Below are 18,059 nucleotides of genomic sequence, written 5' to 3' on the forward strand. Positions count from 1 at the left end.
TTGAATTCTTAGCGTGCAAAAGTCACGGGCATCGTTGCCTGGCCCGGTCACTGAGATAAGCCAACGATTCATTGAATAAAAACGAATTTGGTCTTGAGGAACAGGAGTGCCATGCCCCATCCTAGCAGTATTTTTATTACATAAGCTTACGTTAATGCGGCTAGAGCAGCAGTTATCCAGCTGCAAAACGCCGCTATGCAGCCGTCTTTCTCGCTGGATGCCTTATGCGCCGCACAGCGCCGCCACCAACAGCCCCAGCGCAGCACTGCGGGGTGCACCTTTGCGCAGCACCAGCTCATAGGGCTCGCTGCGCGATTGCAAGGTCAGATCGATGGTGCCGACCAGGCCATTGCGCGAGAAGTAGGTCGCGATGTCGTCGGAGACCAGGGCCACCAGGTCGTTGTTGCGGCCGAGCATGGTGACGGTGGCCAGCGCCGAGGTGGTTTCGATCAGGTGCGAAGGGAAGTGGAGTCCTGCTTCATGGAACTCGCGCTCGAGCAGGCGGCGCATGGGCATGCGGGCGCGGTAGACCAGCCAGCGGCTGTCCTGCAGGTCCTGCAACTGCACAGCCTTGGCACCCATCGCAGGGTGGCGCACGCTGGCAATCACCGACAGCGACTCCTGCTTGATGAACAGCGACTCATAGACCTCGGGCGTGCGGCTGACCGAGGAACGGCAGATGGCCGCATGGATCTGGCCGCGCTCGATCATGCCCAGCAGGGTTGCGCTGGTGTCTTCGATGATCTCCACCGACATATGCGGCTGGCGCGCGAGCACGTTCGACAGCGCATCGGACAGCAGCGGCACCGCACCCATGATGGTGCCAATGGCCAGGTGGCCGCCCACGCCGCTGGCGATGGCATCGAGCTCAAAGCGCAGCTGGTTGATGTCCGACTGGATCAGGCGGGCAAAACGCAGTGCGCAGTGCCCGGCCTCCGTCGGGATTAGCCCTCGGTTGGTGCGCTCGAACAGGTCCACCTGCAAGGTCGACTCGAGCTCGCGCAGCGCCTTGCTGGCGCCCGGCTGCGTGAGGCCGACTTTGTCCGCAGCGCCAAGCAGGGAGCCACTTTCCTCGATGGCGATGAGCAGGCGCAGCTGCTTGGCATGCAGGCGCGACATGACGGAATTGAGGCTGGGGATGCCGCTGGCCATGAATAAAAGTTATATCGGTATGGGAAGCCGTCAGTGTACCGAATGGGCTGCGCTGCCTAGACTTCGGGCCTTCTGATAGCAATGGATATAACTGGTAAAACGTTATGGCTCTGATCAACTATGTGACCGAAGTGCGCTTTGGCGCCGGTGTGCTGGCGGAACTGAAGGATGTGTGCGAGAAGCTGGGTATTACCAATCCTTTGATCGTGACCGACAAAGGGGTGGAGGCGGCCGGCATCATCGACCAGGTCAAAGAGGCGCTGGGCGCGGCCCGTTTTGGCCTGTTCAATGGCACGCCGCCCAACCCGTCGGAGACGGCCGTGCGCGCTGGCGTCGAGGCGCTCAATAACAGCGCCTGCGACGGCATCGTCGCCGTGGGTGGCGGCTCATCGATTGACCTGGCCAAGGCGGTGGCAGTATCGGCCCGCCATGCAGGGCCGCTGCGCCAGTTTGCGCTGATCGAGGGCGGCGCGCTCAAGATCACTGCCGCCACCTTGCCCATCATTGCCGTGCCCACCACGGCGGGCACTGGCAGCGAAGTAGGGCGCGGCGCGATCATCATCCTGGACGATGGCCGCAAGGTCGGCATCCTCTCGCCCCATGTGATCCCGAAGGTCGCCATCTGCGACCCCAACCTGACCCTGGGCCTGCCCGCAGGCCTGACGGCCGCCACCGGCATGGATGCGATTGCGCACTGCATCGAGACCTTTCTGGCGCCCGCCTTCAACCCCCCGGCCGATGGCATTGCGCTCGATGGCCTGTGGCGCGCCTGGCGCCATATCGAGGTGGCCTTCCGTGACCCCGCCGATGTGGAGGCGCGCAGCAACATGATGAGTGCCTCGCTGCAAGGCGCGCTGGCCTTCCAGAAGGGCCTGGGCTGCGTGCACAGCCTCAGCCATTCGCTGGGCGGCATCAACCCCAAGCTGCACCATGGCACCCTCAACGCCATCCTGCTGCCAGCGGTGATCCGCTTCAACCGGGGGGCGGAGTCGGTGGTGCGCGAAGACAAGATCGCACGCCTGGCACAGGCCATGGGCCTGGCCGATGGCGTGTCGGTGGAAGAGGCCCTGGTCACCAAATCCCGCGCCCTGCAGCTGCCCACGGGCCTGGCCGAGCTGGGTGTGAGCGAGGACCTGTTTGAGCGCATCGTCAAGGGCGCGCTGGCCGACCACAGCCACCGCACCAACCCGCGCGAGGCCAGTGCCGACGACTATGTCGAGATGCTGCGCCAGTCGATGTAAACCGGCATTTTCAACAAAAAAGACGCAAGCCCGGCCCGCCGCCGCAACGGCCGGCTGGCCGCAGGCTTGCGCACACGCAGACATTCCCAAACCAACAAGCAAAAGGTGGAGACATGAGCAGCAGCTCTCTGAATCACACGGCCACGATGGCCGACAAGGAAACCATGGTTCCGGATGCGGAACGCCGGCGCGCGCTGATTGGCAGCGCGGTGGGCAGCACCATCGAGTGGTACGACTATTTCCTCTACGGAACCATGTCGTCCATCATCTTTGCCAAGCAGTTCTTCCCCAGCGACAACGCGCTGGTCAGCCAGATGCTGTCGCTGGCCACGTTTGCACTGGCCTTCCTGATCCGCCCGATTGGCGGCGTGATCTTCTCCCACATCGGGGACCGCATTGGCCGCAAGAAGACCTTGGCGATGACCTTGTCGATGATGGGCCTGTCAACCGTGCTGATGGGCCTACTGCCCAACTATGCGCAGATTGGGATCTTGGCGCCCATCCTGCTGACGGTATTGCGCCTGCTGCAAGGCCTGGCGCTGGGCGGCGAGTGGGGCGGCGGCGTGCTGCTGGCGGTCGAGTACTCGCCGCGCAAGAAGCGCGGCTTCTACGGCGCGGTGCCGCAGACCGGCGCGGTGCTGGGCCTGGCGCTGGGCAATATCATCACCTCGCTGCTGAGCGCGAGCATGAGCGAAGAGGCCTTCCTGGCCTGGGGCTGGCGCATTCCGTTTGTGGGCTCCATCGTGCTGGTGATGGTGGGCATGTGGATCCGCAATGCGGTGGGCGAGACGCCATCGTTCAAGAAAATCCAGGCCAGCCGCAGCAGCGCGCCTATCCCGATCAAGCAGACCCTGCAGTTCCACTGGCGTGAAGTGCTGATCGCCATCGGCGCCAAGGTGGTGGAGACCTCGACGTTCTTCCTCTACGCCACCTTCACCATCTCGTACATGATGGACCACGGCTTTGCCCGCTCGACCATTCTCAATATCGTGCTGATTTGCGCGCTGATCGCCTTCCCCTGCATGCTGTTCTTCGGACACCTGTCGGACAAGATCGGTCGCAAGAAGGTCTTTATCGGCGGCAGCATTGCCTTCATGCTCTGGATCTTCCCGTACTTCTGGCTGCTTGATCAGAAATCCGTCTGGGCAGCAGCGCTGGCCGTCGGTGTGGGCCTGGGCATCATTTGGTCGAGCTATGGCGCGATGATCGGCACCCTGCTGGCCGAGGCCTTCCCGCCAGACATCCGCTACACCGGCATGTCGCTGGGCTACCAGATTGGTGCAGCCCTGGTGGGCGGCCCGATGCCGCTGATTGCCACCGCGCTGATCGCCTACTACAGCGGCAGCTATGTGCCGGTGGTCATCTTCCTGGTGCTGTGTGCACTGGTGTCCATCGTCGCCGTGGGCGTTGCCCGCGACCGCAGCGGCCTGCCGCTGGACGAGTGATGGCCTGAATACTGGCCTGATAGGCTGGACCTGCCGCAGCGCTGCTGGCCTGCGGTGGGTCTTGCCATGCTGGGCGCGCTACGCGCATCCCCTTCATCTTTCCCCCAAAACAACTTCTTGAGGAAACCCTCCATGCAGATCACTGGAGACATGGTCATTGGCTACCGCAGCCTGCGCGGCACCAGCGGCAGCCAACGCGCCTTCAACCCCATACTGAACGCCCCCATCGCCGAGCCCGAGTTTGGTCTGGGTGGCAACAACGAAGTCGACCTGGCGGCCAGCCTGGCCGCTGCCGCTTTCGATCCCTACCGCAATCTGCCCTTGGCGCAGCGCGCTGCCTTTTTGGAAGCGATTGCTGAAGAAATACTGAATCTGGGTGATGCGCTGATTGAGCGCGCCCATGCCGAGAGCGGACTGCCGATTGCCCGGCTGACGGGTGAGCGCGGCCGCACCGTGGGCCAGCTGCGCCTGTTTGCCCAGGTCGTGCGCGACGGCCATTTTTTGCGCGCCACCATCGACACCGCCCAGCCCGAGCGTCAGCCGCTGCCCCGTGCCGATCTGCGCCTGGCCAAGATCCCGCTGGGCCCGGTGGCGGTGTTTGGTGCCAGCAATTTTCCGCTGGCGTTTTCGGTGGCAGGGGGCGATACCGCATCGGCACTGGCCGCTGGCGCGCCGGTGATCGTCAAGGCGCACAGCGCGCATCTGGGCACCTCGGAGATGGTGGCGCGGGCGGTGCAAAAGGCCGCGCAACGCCAGGGCATGCCCGAGGGCGTTTTCTCGCTGCTGGTGGGTGCCGGCCGTGAACTGGGCGAGGCCCTGGTGGCCCACCCCGCGATCAAGGCCGTTGGCTTTACCGGCTCGCGCCAAGGCGGCCTGGCGCTCTTGCGCATCGCCAACAGCCGCGCCGAGCCCATCCCTGTGTACGCCGAGATGAGCAGCATCAACCCCGTCTTCTTGCTGCCCCAGGCGCTGGCCGCGCGGCCCGAGGCCCTGGCCCAGGGCTTTGCCGATTCGCTGGCGATGGGGGCCGGGCAGTTCTGCACCAACCCCGGCCTGGTGCTGGCCATCGACAGCCCCGCGCTTGACAGCTTTATCAGTGCGGCAGCTGCGGCCATCCGCGCAAAGGGCGCGCAAACCATGCTGACCGCCGGCATCCACCAGGCCTATGAGGCCGGCCGTGCGCAGGTGCAAGCCGCTGCCGGCGTGGAGCAGCTGGCCGCCGGCGTGGCCGCGGGCCATGCCAACGCCGCCCAGGCCGCGCTGTATGTGACCAGCGCCCAGACCTTGTTGGCAAACGAGGCCTTGCAGTCAGAGATGTTTGGCCCCGCCTCCATCGTCGTCAAAGCCAGCAGTGTGGACGAATTGCTGCAGGTTGCACAACAGCTGGAAGGCCAGCTCACCGCCACCTTGCACCTGGAGCAGGGCGACCACGACAGCGCCCGCGCGCTGCTGCCGGTGCTGGAGCGCCAATGCGGCCGTATCCTCGTCAATGGCTTCCCCACCGGCGTGGAAGTGAGCCACGCCATGGTCCACGGCGGCCCCTTCCCCGCCACCTCCAACGCCATGTACACCTCCGTCGGCGCGAGCGCCATCGACCGCTTTTTGCGCCCGGTCTGCTACCAGGATCTGCCCGATGCGCTGCGGCCGGTGGCTTTGCAAAATGACAATGCGTTGGGGCTGTGGCGCTTGGTGGATGGGCAGCCTAGCCAGGGGGCTGTTGGCTGAGGAGGGATTTTTGGGGAGCGGTGAGGGCTCTCTGGAGTAGCAAGCCAGGCGTTCCATGGCATTCCACCGCATATGGGGGCGCCTGGCTTGTGCGGAGGCAGGACGCATCACTGCTTGCGCCTATTGGAAGTTGTGAGAACTGCTTGGTGCTTCGGCTTTTTGCAGTTGCGCCAGCTGGGAGTACGCATATGAATCCAAAAAAAGCGGGCCGAGTCTTTGCGCGCGGGGAGCCCCTGCGTAGCGGCATCCGCACATCGGTGAAGACAAACGCCTGAAGTAGGGGTTCCCGGAAGCCCTTTGCGTTTCTCGGTATCGTTGGGCGCACGCGCTGGGTGGGACTATTTATACTCGGACGTTGGTACGGTGGTCCCGTTTCAAACCTGGCGCCTTTCAGGCGCCATCAGTGATCAGACTATGCCGTAGGCATTGCGGTTGGCACGGCGCTGCAGCGCACAACATCTAGCACCATGACCATCCCAGCTCACGTTCTCTCGATGTGGTCCGCATACTCTTTGGAGCAAGGCGGAATCCAGGACGAAAGGTTCTACGAAGCCTTCGGCTTTGGCGACTCTCCGTCAATGGCTGATGAACTCGGGCAGCTCGTGCTGGCAGGCACCAAGCGCGCCACTGCCGGATCCGTCTGGTCCTACGAGTCATCTGGCAAAGGTGTGCCCAAGCCAGGGGACCTGAGCGTGGTAACCGACTCCAATGACATCCCCTTGTGCATCATCGAGACCGTTCAGGTCGATATCGTGCCGTTTAGCGCTGTTACGGCGGAATTTGCGGCCACGGAGGGCGAAGGGGATGGCTCTCTGGCCTACTGGCGTGAAGCGCATTTTGCGTACTTCAGCAGAGAATGCGAAAACACAGGTCGCTCGTTCGATGAAGACATGCTGCTGGCCTGCGAGCGATTCCGCGTGGTCTATCCCCCAGTGGCACGCAGCACGGCCTGACCCTCTGCTCAAACGGCGTGCACAGGTTGGCCCTCTGCTTCACATCTGGCTCATCCCCCATCCGAAACAATCTCCGTCTCTGGTGTGCCAAAGCGGTCCAGCGAGATTTGCGTTTGGATGCCGGCTGCCATGGCTTTCATTCGATCGGGGCCAGGCCTAGCTTACGGTAGAGGGGAGGTGCTGAGAGCGCTGCGGCTCACGACGCGCACGCGCACGCCTTGGGGGCGCAGCCCGGTCGACGTGAGTCACCGACGGTGGCCTATGAATAAGCGCTGCCGACCCAAGCATCCGCGCGAGCTGGTGCGGGCTGTAGCTCATTCCTCGCTGGGGCGCGGATAGCCTGCATCGGCCCAACGTTGCGCAGACGCTCGGCTGAGGCTATGGTCCGGCCTGACGCGAACCTTGGCCAACTCACTGCCATCTTCTGCGGTGGCGGTGAGGGTCGCGGAGGGATTGTCCTCGTCGGGCTCAATATCGAGAGAGATGGTCACGCGCGATCCATTCACCAAGATCTGGATGTCTTTGTGCAGTTGGGCCGCCAGGTGCTGCTCATGCCGCCGCATGACTTCGTGGGCAGTCTTGACGAGGGTGTTGAAAGCAGAAACGTCAAGCGGCTTGGGATTTTTCTTGTCGCGGCCCATCGTCCATGGGCCCACCAGGCTTGGCTCGGCCTGGCCGTCCTGGGTCATGGCAACCGCCCAGCCATCGTCGTCTTCATTCTTGATGACGCGGGCCTCCCAGCCGTTGTGGTGCCAAAGGCGATCCTCGAAGACGGAGGCCGCTTCTTGTTGGAGCTCTTCGGACATGTTTGGGCCTTTGTGAAAACTATCAAGGGCAAAATTCTACTGGCTATGCATACAGTTTCGCGTGCCTGGGTCTTTTCTGAAGGGTGTCGGCTTCAGAAGAGCCCATCGCGCCGGCACCTGCTGCCCCCACCTCACATCTGGCTCATCCCCCCATCCGCAATGATCTCGGTGCCCACAATAAACCCGGATTCCTTGGACACCAGGTGCAGCACGGTGGCAGCGATTTCTTCCGGCGTGCCAAAGCGGCCCAGCGGAATCTGCGTCTGGATGCCGGCGGCCATGGCCTTGGCCTGGTCGGGGGCCAGGCCCAGCTTGCCGTAGAGCGGCGTGCTGACGGGGCCGGGGCTCACCACATTCACGCGCACGCCCTGGGGCAGCAGCTCGGCCGACAGGGTCTTGGCCAGGGAGATCAGCGCGGCCTTGCTGGCGGCGTAGACGCTGGAGTTGGGCATGCCGATGTGGGCATTGATCGAGCCATTCAGCACGATCGATCCGCCACGCGTCATCAGCGCAGCCAGGCGTTGGATGAGGAAGTAGGGGCCTTTGACATTGGTGTCAAAGCTGCTGTCCCACAGCGCTTCATCGATCTGCGCCAGCGGGCCGAACTTGGCCACGCCGGCGTTGATGAACACGCCATCGATCACGCCCATCTGCGTTTGCAACTCGGCCACCAGTGCGGCTTGGGCTGATACGTCACCGGCTTCGCTGACGAGGGCCAGCGCGTGGGGGCCCAGCTCGGCCTTGACGCGGGCGAGGCTGTCGGCATCGCGGCCGGTGATCGCTACGCGGGCGCCTTCACGGGCAAAGGCGATGGCGGCTGCGGCGCCGATGCCACTGCTGCCACCGGTGACCAAAATATTCTTTCCTTCAAAGCGGTTCATGGTATTTCCTTCAGTTGTTTCGTTGATGTCTTGCTGGGCTATCTGCCCAGGTGCAGGGCCGATGAATGAAGTATCTGACGGTGGGTGGCGCTACAGACACCAGGATTTCGATGAACTCGTGCAAGAATATCGAACATGTTGAGTCTGGAAGATTTGCAACTTCTCGAAGCGGTGCGTGCCACCGGCAGCCTGTCGCGCGCGGCCGAGCGCCTGGGCAAGGCCGCGTCCACCGTGTCCTATGCGGCGCGCCAGCTGGAAGAGCGGCTGGATGCCCTGCTGTTTGACCGTGCGGGCTACCGCATCGCGCTCACGCCAGCGGGCTTGCTGCTGGTGGAGCAGGGCGCCCAGCTGCACGCCCAGGCGCGGCGGCTGACGGAGCGGGTCAAGCAGGTGGCGCGGGGCTGGGAGTCCGAGCTGCGTATCGTCACCGACGAGCTGGCCAATACCGAGGCACTGCTGCCCTTGATCGCCGACTTTGATGCGCTCAACAGTGGCGTGCGCCTGCGCGTTGCCCATGAGGTGCTGGGCGGCACCTGGGAGGCTCTGCTGGACCAGCGCGCCGACCTTGTGGTGGCCGCCACGAACGAGCCTCCGGCCATGGCGCACTTGCAATGGTTTGAGCTGGCGCAGCTGGAATGGGTGTTTGCGGTGTCGCCGCGCCACCCGCTTGCGCGCGAGGCACAAGACGGACAACCCCTGTCGGTGGAGGCCATCGCCGCGCACCGCTCGGTCGTCGTGGCCGATACCTCGCGCCTGGCTGTTGCCCGCAGCTACGGCGTGCAGACGCACCAGGAGCGCCTGGCCATGCCCAGCATGCGCGCCAAAATCGCTGCCCAGGTCGCAGGCTTGGGCGTTGGCTGGCTACCGCTGGAGAAGGTGCGCGATCATCTGGCCGACGGCAGCCTGGTGGCCCTGGCCACGCAAGACCCGCGCGAACCCAATCTGCTGTTTGTCGGATGGCACTCGCACCGCGCAGGGCCTGCGCTGCAGTGGTGGGTGGAGAAGCTGCGCGATCCGCGCCTGGTGCCGCCCTTGCTGCATAGGAACTTCTGACTGCATTCGTCCGCAGCTGACGAAAACAAGCTCAGCTCTTTTTACGTGCGGCACGTTTGCGCAACCAGATCAACATCCCTGTCACGCTGAGCATCGCTACGCCCACGCCCGTCATGGTAATCAACAGCTTGTAGGCCAGGCCGCCCACGCTGGCCATATGCAGGTTGCTGATCCAGGTGATCAAGGTGTCCGCGCCGGCAGTGCCCGTCGGGAACCAGGTGGCGACCAGGGCGCCGCTGTCGCCGTCCATAAACAAGCGGGTGCTGCCGCCTTCATCCTTGATGTCCAGGCTGCTGCGCACGTCATAGCGGTACAGGCCTACTCGTGGATCATAGGCCAAGGAGCTTTCTGCCAGCACTTGGAATTTTTGTTGTTGGGCCAGTTGCTGCATCAGGCTGTGGGCCTGCGCGTGTGCGGCTTGCCAGCCCAGCGCGGGTTGCCACAGCGGCGTTTTGCGCCGGGGCAGTTCGGCGGTGCTGGGCTGTTGTGCGCTGAAGGCCCGCAGCATCGGGTCATGCCACTGCGGCAAATTGAGCGCAAAGCTGCTCCAGGCCAGCACGAAGAGCAGCGGCCACAGCCACAGGCCGCCCGCGCGGTGCAGGTCGAAGGTGGCACGCCAGCGGCTTTGCATGTCCAGCTTCCAGGCCCGCGCCCAGCGTCCCAGCCAGGGGCGTTTTGCATTCTTGGCGCTGGCGGGCAGGGTCAAGCAAAAGCCGATGACGCTATCGACCATCCAGAGCAGCGACACTAGGCCCAGCAACCAGGTGCCCACCGCCCCGAGCGCCAGTGAATAGTGCAGCCGGTACAGAAAAGGCATCAGATTGCGCCAGGTCTGCGTGATATCGCCCCAGCGCCGTTCGCCCAGGATCTGGCCGCTGGTGGGGTCGACGAAGACCTCGTCGTTCTCCAGCGGCGCTTTGCCTGGACGCGGGCGCAGCAAAAACACCAGCGCATGGCCGGGCTCCTGTGCCAGCGGCACGCGCAGGGCCAGGGCATGGGGGTACTGCGCCTGCACCATGTCGCGCAGCGCCAGTGCGTCGATGGGCCGGGTGGTGGGGTCTGCGCTCGTGGTCCTTAACCACTGCGGGTTGATCGCGGCATCCAGTTCGCTGTTCCACACCAAAAGGCTGCCGGTCAAGCCGGCGACCACCAGGAAGGCCGCCAGGCTCAGGCCGGCAATCCGATGGGCCAGGACCAACCAGCCCCGCAGCGAGGCTTTGCGCCGTGGCATCACCAGCGGTAGGTCAGGTTGGCGCTGGCCTGGCGTTCGTCACCGTAGTGGCAGATGGCGAACTCGCATTGGGTGAATTTCTTGTCCATCAGGTTGCTCACGTTGACGCTGAGATCCCAATGCGCGTCAAAGCGGTAGCCCAGTAGCGCATCAACCACGGTGTAGGCGGGCATGCCGGTGGCAATGCCTGATGCGCGGGTGCTGCCCTTGTAGCGCGCGCCTGCAGCCAGGCGCAGCTGTGGCAGGCCCCAGGATGCAAAGTTGTAGTCAGCCCAAAGAGCGGCCTGGTGGTAGGGGGTGTCTTCGCTGCGCTGGCCGATCTCGCTGGCGATGGTGCTGCGCGTGATCTTGGCATCGGTATAGGCATAGGAGGCGATCAGGCTGAGCGCCCGCGATACCTCGGTCTTGGCTTCCAGCTCCAGGCCGCGTGAGCGGACCTGTCCCGTCTGGCGGTAGCTGTTCTCACCGGCATCGAACTTCAGCACGTTGTCTTGCACCAGCTGGTAGATGGCGGCGCTCAGCAGGGTACGGCTGCCCTCGGGCTGGTAGCGCAGGCCGGCTTCGTACTGCTTGCCCGTGGTGGGGCGGAAGCTCATGCCCGAGACTTCAGACACCGACACCGGGAAGAAGGATTCGCTGTAGCTCAGGTACGGCGCCAGCCCGTTGGGCGCCTTGTAGACCAAACCCATCCGCCAGGTGTTGGCGCCATCTTTTTGCTTGGCATTGCTGCCGTCGCGGTGCGCGGTCTGGTCCTGCTGTGCCCAGTCGCGGCGCAGGCCAGCCAGCACGGTCCAGCGGTCGCTCAGGCTGATCTGGTCTTGCAGGTAGAGGCCGGCTTGCGTAGTTTTGCGGCGCGAGCCACGGTCCAGCGCCGGATCGCGGTTCACGTTGACCGGCTGGCCATAGTTGTAGCTGCCGAGGTTGATGGACGAGGTATTGGCGCGGAAGTTCTCCGAGTCATAGTCCATGCGGTAGAGGTCCAGGCCTAGCAGCAGCTTGTGGTCGGCACCCAGCAGTTGGCGGTTGAACTCCATGCGGGTGTCCGAGACCAGGCCCTTGGCATGTTCGCGCCGGTCGCTGTACTGGCGGCGCAGTACGCCGGTGGAGGCAGCCTCGGCAATGGCCGCCGCGCTGGTCTGGGCCTGCAGGTAGTTCCAGGTCACCTTAGATTCAAAGAAGCGCAGGCTGTGGTGCAGGCGGGTGTCTGTGTTCAGCGCGTGGCTCAGCTCATAGCCCAAGGTGAACATCTCGCCCTTCATCTTGTCGTAGTCGGGCTCGCCAATGAAGTCGCCCCGGCCAATGAAATGGGGGCCCTGGCCCACGCCTTCCACCAGTTGGTAGGGCAAGGGGGCTGAGAAGCGCGTATTGGTCTTTTGGTAGAAGGACAGCAAGGTGAGCGTGGTGTCCGCACTGGGCCGCCAGGTGAGGGCGGGCGCAATGTAGAGCTTGTCGTCCGGGATGTAGCGGTTGGCGGTACCGCTGTCACGCCCCAGCATGGTCAGCCGGTAGTCCAGCGTGTCACTGCCGGCCACGGGGCCGCTGAAGTCTGCCGTCAGCTGGCGGCGGTTGTGGTTGCCCAGCTGCAAGCCCAGCTCCCGGATGGGCTCGGACGTGGGGCGCTTGCTGACGGCATTGACCACGCCACCGGGTGACAGCTGCCCATAAAGCACCGACGCCGCTCCGCGCAGCACCTCCACCCGTTCCAAACCATAGGGCTCCTGGATGCCGTCGTAGGAGTTGCTTTGCAGGCGCAGGCCATCGCGCATCGAGCCACTGTTGGCGGACTCCACATCCATGCCACGGATGCGGAAACGGTCGGCCGTGCGGCTGAAGCTGGTGGGCTGGGTGGTCACGCCCGGGGTGTAGTTCAGTGCCTGGGACAAGGTCTCGGCCTGGCGGCTGCGCAGTTCGTCATTCGTGATGACCGACACCGACTGCGGCGTATCGATGATGGCCGTGTCCGTCTTGCTGCCCGCCGTGGCGCGCCGTGCGACATAACCCGACACAGGGCCGTTTGCACGTTCCGTGTCCATTGCAGCGGTCACGGTCACTGCCGGAAGGGTGAGCGCATCCTGCGCCACTGGTGGCTGTGGGCGGATGGAGATGGTGCCCGGGCCACTGCGCACGGACACCAGGCCGCTGCCCGCCAGGGCGCGGTCGATGGCCTGCTGCAGGCTGAGGCCGCTAGGCACGGCGGGTGCAGTTTTGCCCTGCAGCAGCGCGGCATCGGCCCCAATGGCGATGCCCGTTTGCCGAGAGATGGCGTTGAGTGTCAGCGCCAAAGCCTGCGCCGGCACAGCGGTCTGCAGGCTTTGCTCGCTAGCAGGCGCCTGGGCCCAGGCGGCGGGCGCCATGCCAAACGCGGTCAGGGTCGCGGCCGCCGTCAGCGCGGCGAAGGCCAACGGGGATAGAGCAAAGGAACGCGCGCTGCGCGCTGCCAGAGAGGGTCGGGTCATGAGAAGGTGCTTCCAGTGGAGGGTTTCCAGCAGAAGACCAACGAAGGGCTTCAACCCTGACAAGATTTCCAAAAAATATTTGTAACGGTGCCAACCGGCATTAAACAGGCGCTGCGCAAGGGCGCCGTCAGCGCAGCTCCACGCTGACATCACCAGCGCCATTGCGCAGCACGCGCACCGGCAGCATGTCCGGCAGGCCCGTCAAAAAGGCCTGGGGCTGGCGCAAAGGGAAGCTCCCCGACAGCCGCAATTGCCGCAGCTGCGGATGGCTGCCCAGCCGCAGCGGGCGTGCCAGGTAGTCGTTCCATTGTTCCAGCACCTGGTCCAGCGGCGTGTTGTGGAACACCAGCCAGCCGCTGCGCCAGGCGCCCACGCTGTCGGCAGGTACCTGCAAGCGGGGTCCCAGGCCGCGCTGGTCGGCCGCAATCGCGTCGCCAGCCGTCAGCGTGACGGGAGGCGCGGCCTTCATGTCCACGGCTGCACCGGGGTGTTCGGCGGGCCACACCGCCACCCGGCCTTCTGCCACGGCCACTCGCATTTGCTGCTCTCGCACGCTGACGCTGAACACCGTGCCCAGCACGCGCACGCCACCCCAGTCGGTGGTCACGCTGAAGGGGCGGTCGGCATCCGGGGCCACGCGGAAGCGCATTTCTCCGCGCAGCAGCTGCACCTCGCGGCGATCGCGGTAGATGGCGATGCGCGTGTGGGTGTTCGGCGCGAGACTCAGTTCCGAGCCATCGGGCAGGCTGAGGTCGCGCTGCTGCGCATGCGCGGTCTGCAACTCCTGCTCATACACCGGCCGCTGCCAGACCCAGCGGCCACCACCCCAAAGCACCGCCGTCAAGCCGCCCAGGCCCAGCAGGCCCAAGGTATTGCGCCGCGCGCGCCGTGGGGCCTGGCGTGAAGGGGGCGGCACATTGGCTTGCAGATGGCTACCATCGGTGCTGGCCCAGAGGCGCTCGGCGGTCTCCAGTGCGGCCCGGCATTCGGGGGAGCCGGTACGCCAGTGCGCCGCCAGTTCCTGCTCGGCCGCCAGCGCTGCATCGCTGCTGCCCTTGTGGACGCGGCCGACCAGCAGCAAGGCTGCTTCCACCAGTTTGCGAGGGGGTTCAGAAGATGCCATGGTCTTGCCGTGCTTGCGTATTCAGGCGCGAGAGGGCGCATACGCTGCGCAATCCAGGATGCCGCGCATGACATGCCTTTCAATATTGGTTTCGGTCATGCCCAGGTGCTCACCGGCTTCCCGGTAGCTGTAGCCGTAGATGCGTACGAGGATGAACACATCGCGGCGTTTGCGCGGCATGGCTTCGAGCCGCTGCAAAAACAGGTTCAGCTGCTCACGGGCCATGGCCGCGCTTTCTGCCGAGGGCGCGCTGGTCGGTGCGACCAGGCTCAGCGCATCCAGCACACGCTGCTCGGCCAGCCTGCGCGTTGCACCGCTGGCTGCCAGGTTGCGCGCCGTCTTGTAGAGCAGGGCGCGCGCATCCAGCACCGTTCCACCAGAACGCTGCATCGCATAGATACGGGTATAGGCGCTTTGCACCAAGTCGGCGGCGACATCACCGTCACCTGCGCTGCGTGTGAAATACCGCAGCAGTTCTCTGTAGTAGCGCTCGGGCACGGACACACCTCAGCCGGAAGACAAGAAGAGAACTCCTGGCTTGGCTGAGACCGCCGGGGCGGATCTGTTGCTGGGGAGGAGAGAGCCGCGATTGTAACGGCTTTGTAAATGGTTGCTATTTAGCCCTGCGAGCTTGGGTGGAAATGCCGGGCTCGCCCTGCGTTGGGCATGCAAAACGCTGGGTTCTGAGGACCCAAGCCATCAAGGCTCGCGCAGCATCTGGGCATATTTTCTGTAGCCCCATACCGCTGCAACGACCAGGCCAATGCCGATTCCCCAACCCACAGGCACCCCCAAGCCGAAAATCAACAGAAACATCAAGCCAACACAGACCAGCGCAATCCACAGCAAGGTGACAAATTCAAAATGCGCGACCGCCATGGCGTCATCGGCGATATCGCGCTTGGCATGGCCCTGCTTTTCGCGCTGGCGCCTGAACACAAACACATCGGCGAAAAACTCCGCAATGCCGGCGAGAAGATCGGTGACAAGGCTCATGGTGGAAGAGATTCCCTTGCGATGCTATGGGGGGATGGTGCAATCCGCAGATGGTTGGCCAACTGCTGCTGATCACGATCGCGAATGTAGCCGATAAACAAGAAGGCTGATTGATTCGATGCGGGCCGTTGCACGAAGATGCGCCACGGATTTGTTCCAGGCTCGCATGGTTCTTGCCCATTTTCTCGCTGCGCGGCTCGCCAATTACCACCATCGCTCAAACGCTGCAACCGGTAGATGTTCTAGGCGGCCATGGCCACAATCGTTCTACCATTGTCTGGCGGCGGACAAGCGCCACGCAGATTTCGTTGCAGATATTGACATCAGCTGCCAAGGTTGCCAGCGCAGATGTCCGGCAATAAAGCCCGAATCGATTCATTCCTGAGTCGATTCGGGCTTTTTTTCGTTCGTTTTTTGGTATTCCCGTTTTTCGGACCAGGCCTTTGGTTCGCTGGCGGAGCTTTGCCTACGCTGCTTTGAAACCCCTGCGCTGCGGCTGCCAGCCGGACAGGTCGCACTTTTTTCTCATTAACTTGGAGCACAGCCATGAGACACGGAGATATTTCAAGCAGCAATGATTGCGTAGGCGTAGCGGTGGTGAACTACAAGATGCCACGCCTGCATACCAAGGCCGAGGTACTGGACAACTGCCGCAAGATCGCCGACATGGTGGTGGGCATGAAGCGAGGGCTGCCGGGCATGGACCTGGTGGTGTTCCCCGAGTACTCCACGCACGGCATCATGTACGACTCCAAGGAGATGTACGAGACCGCCTCTGCCATTCCCGGTGAAGAGACGGCCATCTTTGCCGATGCCTGCCGCAAGGCCAATGTCTGGGGGATTTTCTCGCTCACCGGCGAGCGCCATGAAGAGCACCCCAACAAGGCGCCCTACAACACCCTGGTCCTCATGAACAACCAGGGCGAGATCGTGCAGAAATACCGCAAGATCATGCCCTGGGTGCCTATCGAAGGCTGGTATCCCGGCGACTGTACCTATGTCAGCGAAGGCCCCAAGGGGATGAAGATCAGCCTGATCATCTGCGACGACGGCAACTACCCCGAGATCTGGCGCGACTGTGCGATGCGTGGCGCCGAGCTGATCGTCCGCTGCCAAGGCTATATGTACCCGGCCAAGGAGCAGCAAATCCTGGTGTCCAAGGCCATGGCGTTCATGAACAACACCTATGTGGCCGTGGCCAATGCGGCGGGCTTTGACGGCGTCTACTCCTATTTCGGTCACTCGGCCATCATCGGTTTTGACGGCCGCACCTTGGGCGAGACCGGTGAAGAGGAAATGGGCATCCAGTATGCGGAGCTGTCCAAATCGCTGATCCGCGATGCACGCAAGAACGGCCAGTCACAAAACCACCTCTTCAAACTGGTGCACCGCGGCTACACCGGCACCATCAATTCGGGCGATGGCGACAAGGGCGTTGCCGCCTGCCCCTACAGCTTCTACAGCCAGTGGGTCAACGACCCCGAAGGGACGCGGGAGATGGTCGAGTCGTTCACCCGCACGACGGTGGGCACCCCTGAATGCCCGATAGAAGGGATTCCGCACGAAGCGCCCCAGCACCGCTAAAGCCGCAACCCCAGTCAGTGGGCATGGCCGCCCGGTATCGAGCAGCCATGCCATCCGATAAAAAACAAGGAGACAAACATGCTGGGTATCGCACTTTTTTTCATTGGCATGGTGCTGATCGTCAACGGTATGGGCCTGAGCGGCCGCATCGACGCGCGGGACTCTGCGCCTGTCAATCTGCTCGTGGGTCTGCTGGCTTTGTTCATCAATGCCGTTGGCATTCTTCGTGCAGACACGGACCCTGACTATTTCGCTGCCGCAGGAGGCCTGCTTTTTGCTTTCACCTACCTGTACCTGGCGGTGGTGCAGTGGTGGGCGCTCAAAGGCGTGGGCCTGGGTTGGTACTGCCTGTTTGTGGCGGTCAGTGCGCTGGCCTTTGCCGCCGCTGCCGGTGATATCCGCGTCATCGCCATGTGGCTGGTCTGGGCGAGTCTGTGGTTTTTCTTCTTTCTTGCGCTGGGGCTCGGCAAGCAGCTGCGCTTTCTGGCGGCCTACACGGTGCTGGTGGGCATTGTGACCTGCTGGATTCCGGGTTTGATGTTGTTGATGGGGAAATGGTGAACATGATGAATGCAAAAGACCCGCTGCATGCCGCCCGCGGCGATGACCCGCTGGCCGAGTACCGCATGGCCAAAGAGCCGTTTTACCGGCCCGCCCGCAATGAGATCGCTCTGTACGAGCAGGCCTACCGCCACCGCATGCCGCTGATTCTGAAAGGCCCAACGGGCTGCGGCAAGACGCGCTTTGTCGAGCGCATGGCCTGGGCGCTCCAGCGCCCGCTCATCACCCTGGCCTGCAACGAAGACATGACCGCCTCTGACCTGGTCGGCCGCTACCTGCTCGATGCCGATGGCACGGCCTGGCACGACGGGCCGCTCACCATGGCGGTGCGCTACGGTGCCATCTGCTACCTCGATGAGGTGGTGGAGGCACGGCAGGACACGACGGTCGTCATCCATCCGCTGACCGACGCGCGCCGTGTGCTTCCCCTCGACAAGAAGGGTGAAGTCGTGCATGCACATCCGGATTTCCAACTGGTGGTCTCCTACAACCCCGGCTACCAGAGCAGCGCCAAGGACATGAAGCCCTCGACGCGCCAGCGCTTTGCCGCCTTGGAGTTTGACTACCCCGATGCCGCAACCGAGGCCGACATCGTCGCGCACGAAGCGGGCATCGCGCCTGCGCTGGCCGAGCGTCTGGTCGCGCTGGCCCACAGCACGCGCGCACTCAAGCACCATGGCCTCGATGAAGGCGCCTCCACCCGCATGCTCATCTACGCCGGCTTGCTGATACGCGATGGCGTATCTCCCGCCGACAGTTGCGACATGACGATCACCCAGGCCTTGACGGATGACCCCGACACCTGCCAAGCGCTGAAGCAACTCGTGCAAGCCAAATTTGCAAGCTAAAAAG

The 18,059-nt window shown here is 63.6% G+C and carries 16 protein-coding genes; 8 read left to right on the forward strand and 8 right to left on the reverse strand.

Translation table 11 applies throughout. The features are described from left to right. Positions 1-222 precede the first annotated feature (222 nt). Positions 223-1,152, reverse strand: a complete 930-nt coding sequence (locus WH303_RS07340) for a LysR family transcriptional regulator (protein ID WP_445228265.1) — start codon at positions 1,150-1,152, stop codon at positions 223-225. A 104-nt stretch (positions 1,153-1,256) separates the two neighbouring features. On the opposite strand from WH303_RS07340, the gene WH303_RS07345 reads away from it, so the two are divergent. From WH303_RS07345 to WH303_RS07360, 4 genes are all read left to right on the forward strand, one after another. Continuing rightward, the gene (locus WH303_RS07345) at positions 1,257-2,393 is read left to right on the forward strand and encodes an iron-containing alcohol dehydrogenase (RefSeq protein ID WP_339517686.1); all 1,137 of its coding nucleotides are present in this window, start codon (positions 1,257-1,259) and stop codon (positions 2,391-2,393) included. Between the two features lie 113 nt (positions 2,394-2,506). Beyond that, complete coding sequence (locus tag WH303_RS07350) at positions 2,507-3,838, forward strand: MFS transporter (RefSeq protein WP_339517687.1); 1,332 nt, start codon at positions 2,507-2,509, stop codon at positions 3,836-3,838. A gap of 132 nt (positions 3,839-3,970) precedes the next feature. Further along, the gene (locus WH303_RS07355; RefSeq protein ID WP_339517689.1) at positions 3,971-5,563 is read left to right on the forward strand and encodes an aldehyde dehydrogenase (NADP(+)); all 1,593 of its coding nucleotides are present in this window, start codon (positions 3,971-3,973) and stop codon (positions 5,561-5,563) included. Positions 5,564-6,030: 467 nt separating this feature from the next. Beyond that, a complete protein-coding gene (locus WH303_RS07360) occupies positions 6,031-6,516 on the forward strand; it encodes an ASCH domain-containing protein (RefSeq protein ID WP_339517691.1) in 486 nt (161 codons plus the stop codon). Positions 6,517-6,830: 314 nt separating this feature from the next. On the opposite strand, the gene WH303_RS07365 is transcribed toward WH303_RS07360, so the two are convergent. Together WH303_RS07365 and WH303_RS07370 are read right to left on the reverse strand one after the other, a co-directional pair. Beyond that, positions 6,831-7,322: a hypothetical protein gene (locus WH303_RS07365; RefSeq protein ID WP_339517693.1), complete on the reverse strand. Its 492-nt coding sequence runs from the start codon at positions 7,320-7,322 to the stop codon at positions 6,831-6,833. Positions 7,323-7,453: 131 nt separating this feature from the next. Continuing rightward, the gene (locus WH303_RS07370) at positions 7,454-8,203 is read right to left on the reverse strand and encodes an SDR family oxidoreductase (RefSeq protein WP_021027496.1); all 750 of its coding nucleotides are present in this window, start codon (positions 8,201-8,203) and stop codon (positions 7,454-7,456) included. Between the two features lie 135 nt (positions 8,204-8,338). On the opposite strand from WH303_RS07370, the gene WH303_RS07375 reads away from it, so the two are divergent. Beyond that, positions 8,339-9,256: a LysR family transcriptional regulator gene (locus WH303_RS07375; protein ID WP_339517695.1), complete on the forward strand. Its 918-nt coding sequence runs from the start codon at positions 8,339-8,341 to the stop codon at positions 9,254-9,256. 31 nt (positions 9,257-9,287) lie between these two features. On the opposite strand, the gene WH303_RS07380 is transcribed toward WH303_RS07375, so the two are convergent. The 5 genes from WH303_RS07380 to WH303_RS07400 form a co-directional block, all read right to left on the reverse strand. Continuing rightward, complete coding sequence (locus WH303_RS07380; protein ID WP_339517697.1) at positions 9,288-10,487, reverse strand: PepSY-associated TM helix domain-containing protein; 1,200 nt, start codon at positions 10,485-10,487, stop codon at positions 9,288-9,290. Beyond that, positions 10,487-12,943, reverse strand: coding sequence for a TonB-dependent siderophore receptor (locus tag WH303_RS07385; RefSeq protein WP_339517698.1), 2,457 nt, complete (start codon positions 12,941-12,943; stop codon positions 10,487-10,489). Before WH303_RS07385 ends, WH303_RS07380 begins: the two co-directional genes overlap by 1 nt. Before the next feature lie 127 nt (positions 12,944-13,070). Next, positions 13,071-14,066 (reverse strand): FecR family protein, encoded by a 996-nt coding sequence (locus WH303_RS07390; protein ID WP_339517699.1) that lies wholly within the window; start codon positions 14,064-14,066, stop codon positions 13,071-13,073. Between the two features lie 21 nt (positions 14,067-14,087). Next, entirely contained in the window at positions 14,088-14,570 is a 483-nt protein-coding gene (locus WH303_RS07395; protein WP_339517701.1) for an RNA polymerase sigma factor, read from the reverse strand. Between the two features lie 195 nt (positions 14,571-14,765). Continuing rightward, positions 14,766-15,062, reverse strand: coding sequence for a hypothetical protein (locus tag WH303_RS07400; RefSeq protein ID WP_339517702.1), 297 nt, complete (start codon positions 15,060-15,062; stop codon positions 14,766-14,768). A gap of 546 nt (positions 15,063-15,608) precedes the next feature. On the opposite strand from WH303_RS07400, the gene WH303_RS07405 reads away from it, so the two are divergent. From WH303_RS07405 to WH303_RS07415, 3 genes are all read left to right on the forward strand, one after another. Next, positions 15,609-16,646 carry an aliphatic amidase gene (locus WH303_RS07405; protein ID WP_116925108.1) on the forward strand — a complete coding sequence of 346 codons (1,038 nt, stop codon included), beginning with the start codon at positions 15,609-15,611 and terminating at the stop codon, positions 16,644-16,646. A gap of 78 nt (positions 16,647-16,724) precedes the next feature. Beyond that, complete coding sequence (locus WH303_RS07410) at positions 16,725-17,207, forward strand: AmiS/UreI family transporter (protein WP_021027504.1); 483 nt, start codon at positions 16,725-16,727, stop codon at positions 17,205-17,207. 5 nt (positions 17,208-17,212) lie between these two features. Next, positions 17,213-18,055: a CbbQ/NirQ/NorQ/GpvN family protein gene (locus tag WH303_RS07415; protein ID WP_339517704.1), complete on the forward strand. Its 843-nt coding sequence runs from the start codon at positions 17,213-17,215 to the stop codon at positions 18,053-18,055. Positions 18,056-18,059: the final 4 nt, after the last annotated feature.

This window comes from Comamonas sp. MYb69 (assembly GCF_037479315.1).
Taxonomy (GTDB): domain Bacteria; phylum Pseudomonadota; class Gammaproteobacteria; order Burkholderiales; family Burkholderiaceae_C; genus Comamonas.

Coding starts and splice junctions, on each gene's coding strand:
- WH303_RS07405 (WP_116925108.1), top strand. CDS start 15,609: ATGAGACACGGAGATATTTCAAGCAGCAATGATTGCGTAGGCGTAGCG.
- WH303_RS07385 (WP_339517698.1), bottom strand. CDS start 12,943: ATGACCCGACCCTCTCTGGCAGCGCGCAGCGCGCGTTCCTTTGCTCTA.
- WH303_RS07415 (WP_339517704.1), top strand. CDS start 17,213: ATGAATGCAAAAGACCCGCTGCATGCCGCCCGCGGCGATGACCCGCTG.
- WH303_RS07345 (WP_339517686.1), top strand. CDS start 1,257: ATGGCTCTGATCAACTATGTGACCGAAGTGCGCTTTGGCGCCGGTGTG.
- WH303_RS07360 (WP_339517691.1), top strand. CDS start 6,031: ATGACCATCCCAGCTCACGTTCTCTCGATGTGGTCCGCATACTCTTTG.
- WH303_RS07340 (WP_445228265.1), bottom strand. CDS start 1,152: ATGGCCAGCGGCATCCCCAGCCTCAATTCCGTCATGTCGCGCCTGCAT.
- WH303_RS07400 (WP_339517702.1), bottom strand. CDS start 15,062: ATGAGCCTTGTCACCGATCTTCTCGCCGGCATTGCGGAGTTTTTCGCC.
- WH303_RS07350 (WP_339517687.1), top strand. CDS start 2,507: ATGAGCAGCAGCTCTCTGAATCACACGGCCACGATGGCCGACAAGGAA.
- WH303_RS07380 (WP_339517697.1), bottom strand. CDS start 10,487: ATGCCACGGCGCAAAGCCTCGCTGCGGGGCTGGTTGGTCCTGGCCCAT.
- WH303_RS07370 (WP_021027496.1), bottom strand. CDS start 8,203: ATGAACCGCTTTGAAGGAAAGAATATTTTGGTCACCGGTGGCAGCAGT.
- WH303_RS07365 (WP_339517693.1), bottom strand. CDS start 7,322: ATGTCCGAAGAGCTCCAACAAGAAGCGGCCTCCGTCTTCGAGGATCGC.
- WH303_RS07410 (WP_021027504.1), top strand. CDS start 16,725: ATGCTGGGTATCGCACTTTTTTTCATTGGCATGGTGCTGATCGTCAAC.
- WH303_RS07375 (WP_339517695.1), top strand. CDS start 8,339: ATGTTGAGTCTGGAAGATTTGCAACTTCTCGAAGCGGTGCGTGCCACC.
- WH303_RS07390 (WP_339517699.1), bottom strand. CDS start 14,066: ATGGCATCTTCTGAACCCCCTCGCAAACTGGTGGAAGCAGCCTTGCTG.
- WH303_RS07355 (WP_339517689.1), top strand. CDS start 3,971: ATGCAGATCACTGGAGACATGGTCATTGGCTACCGCAGCCTGCGCGGC.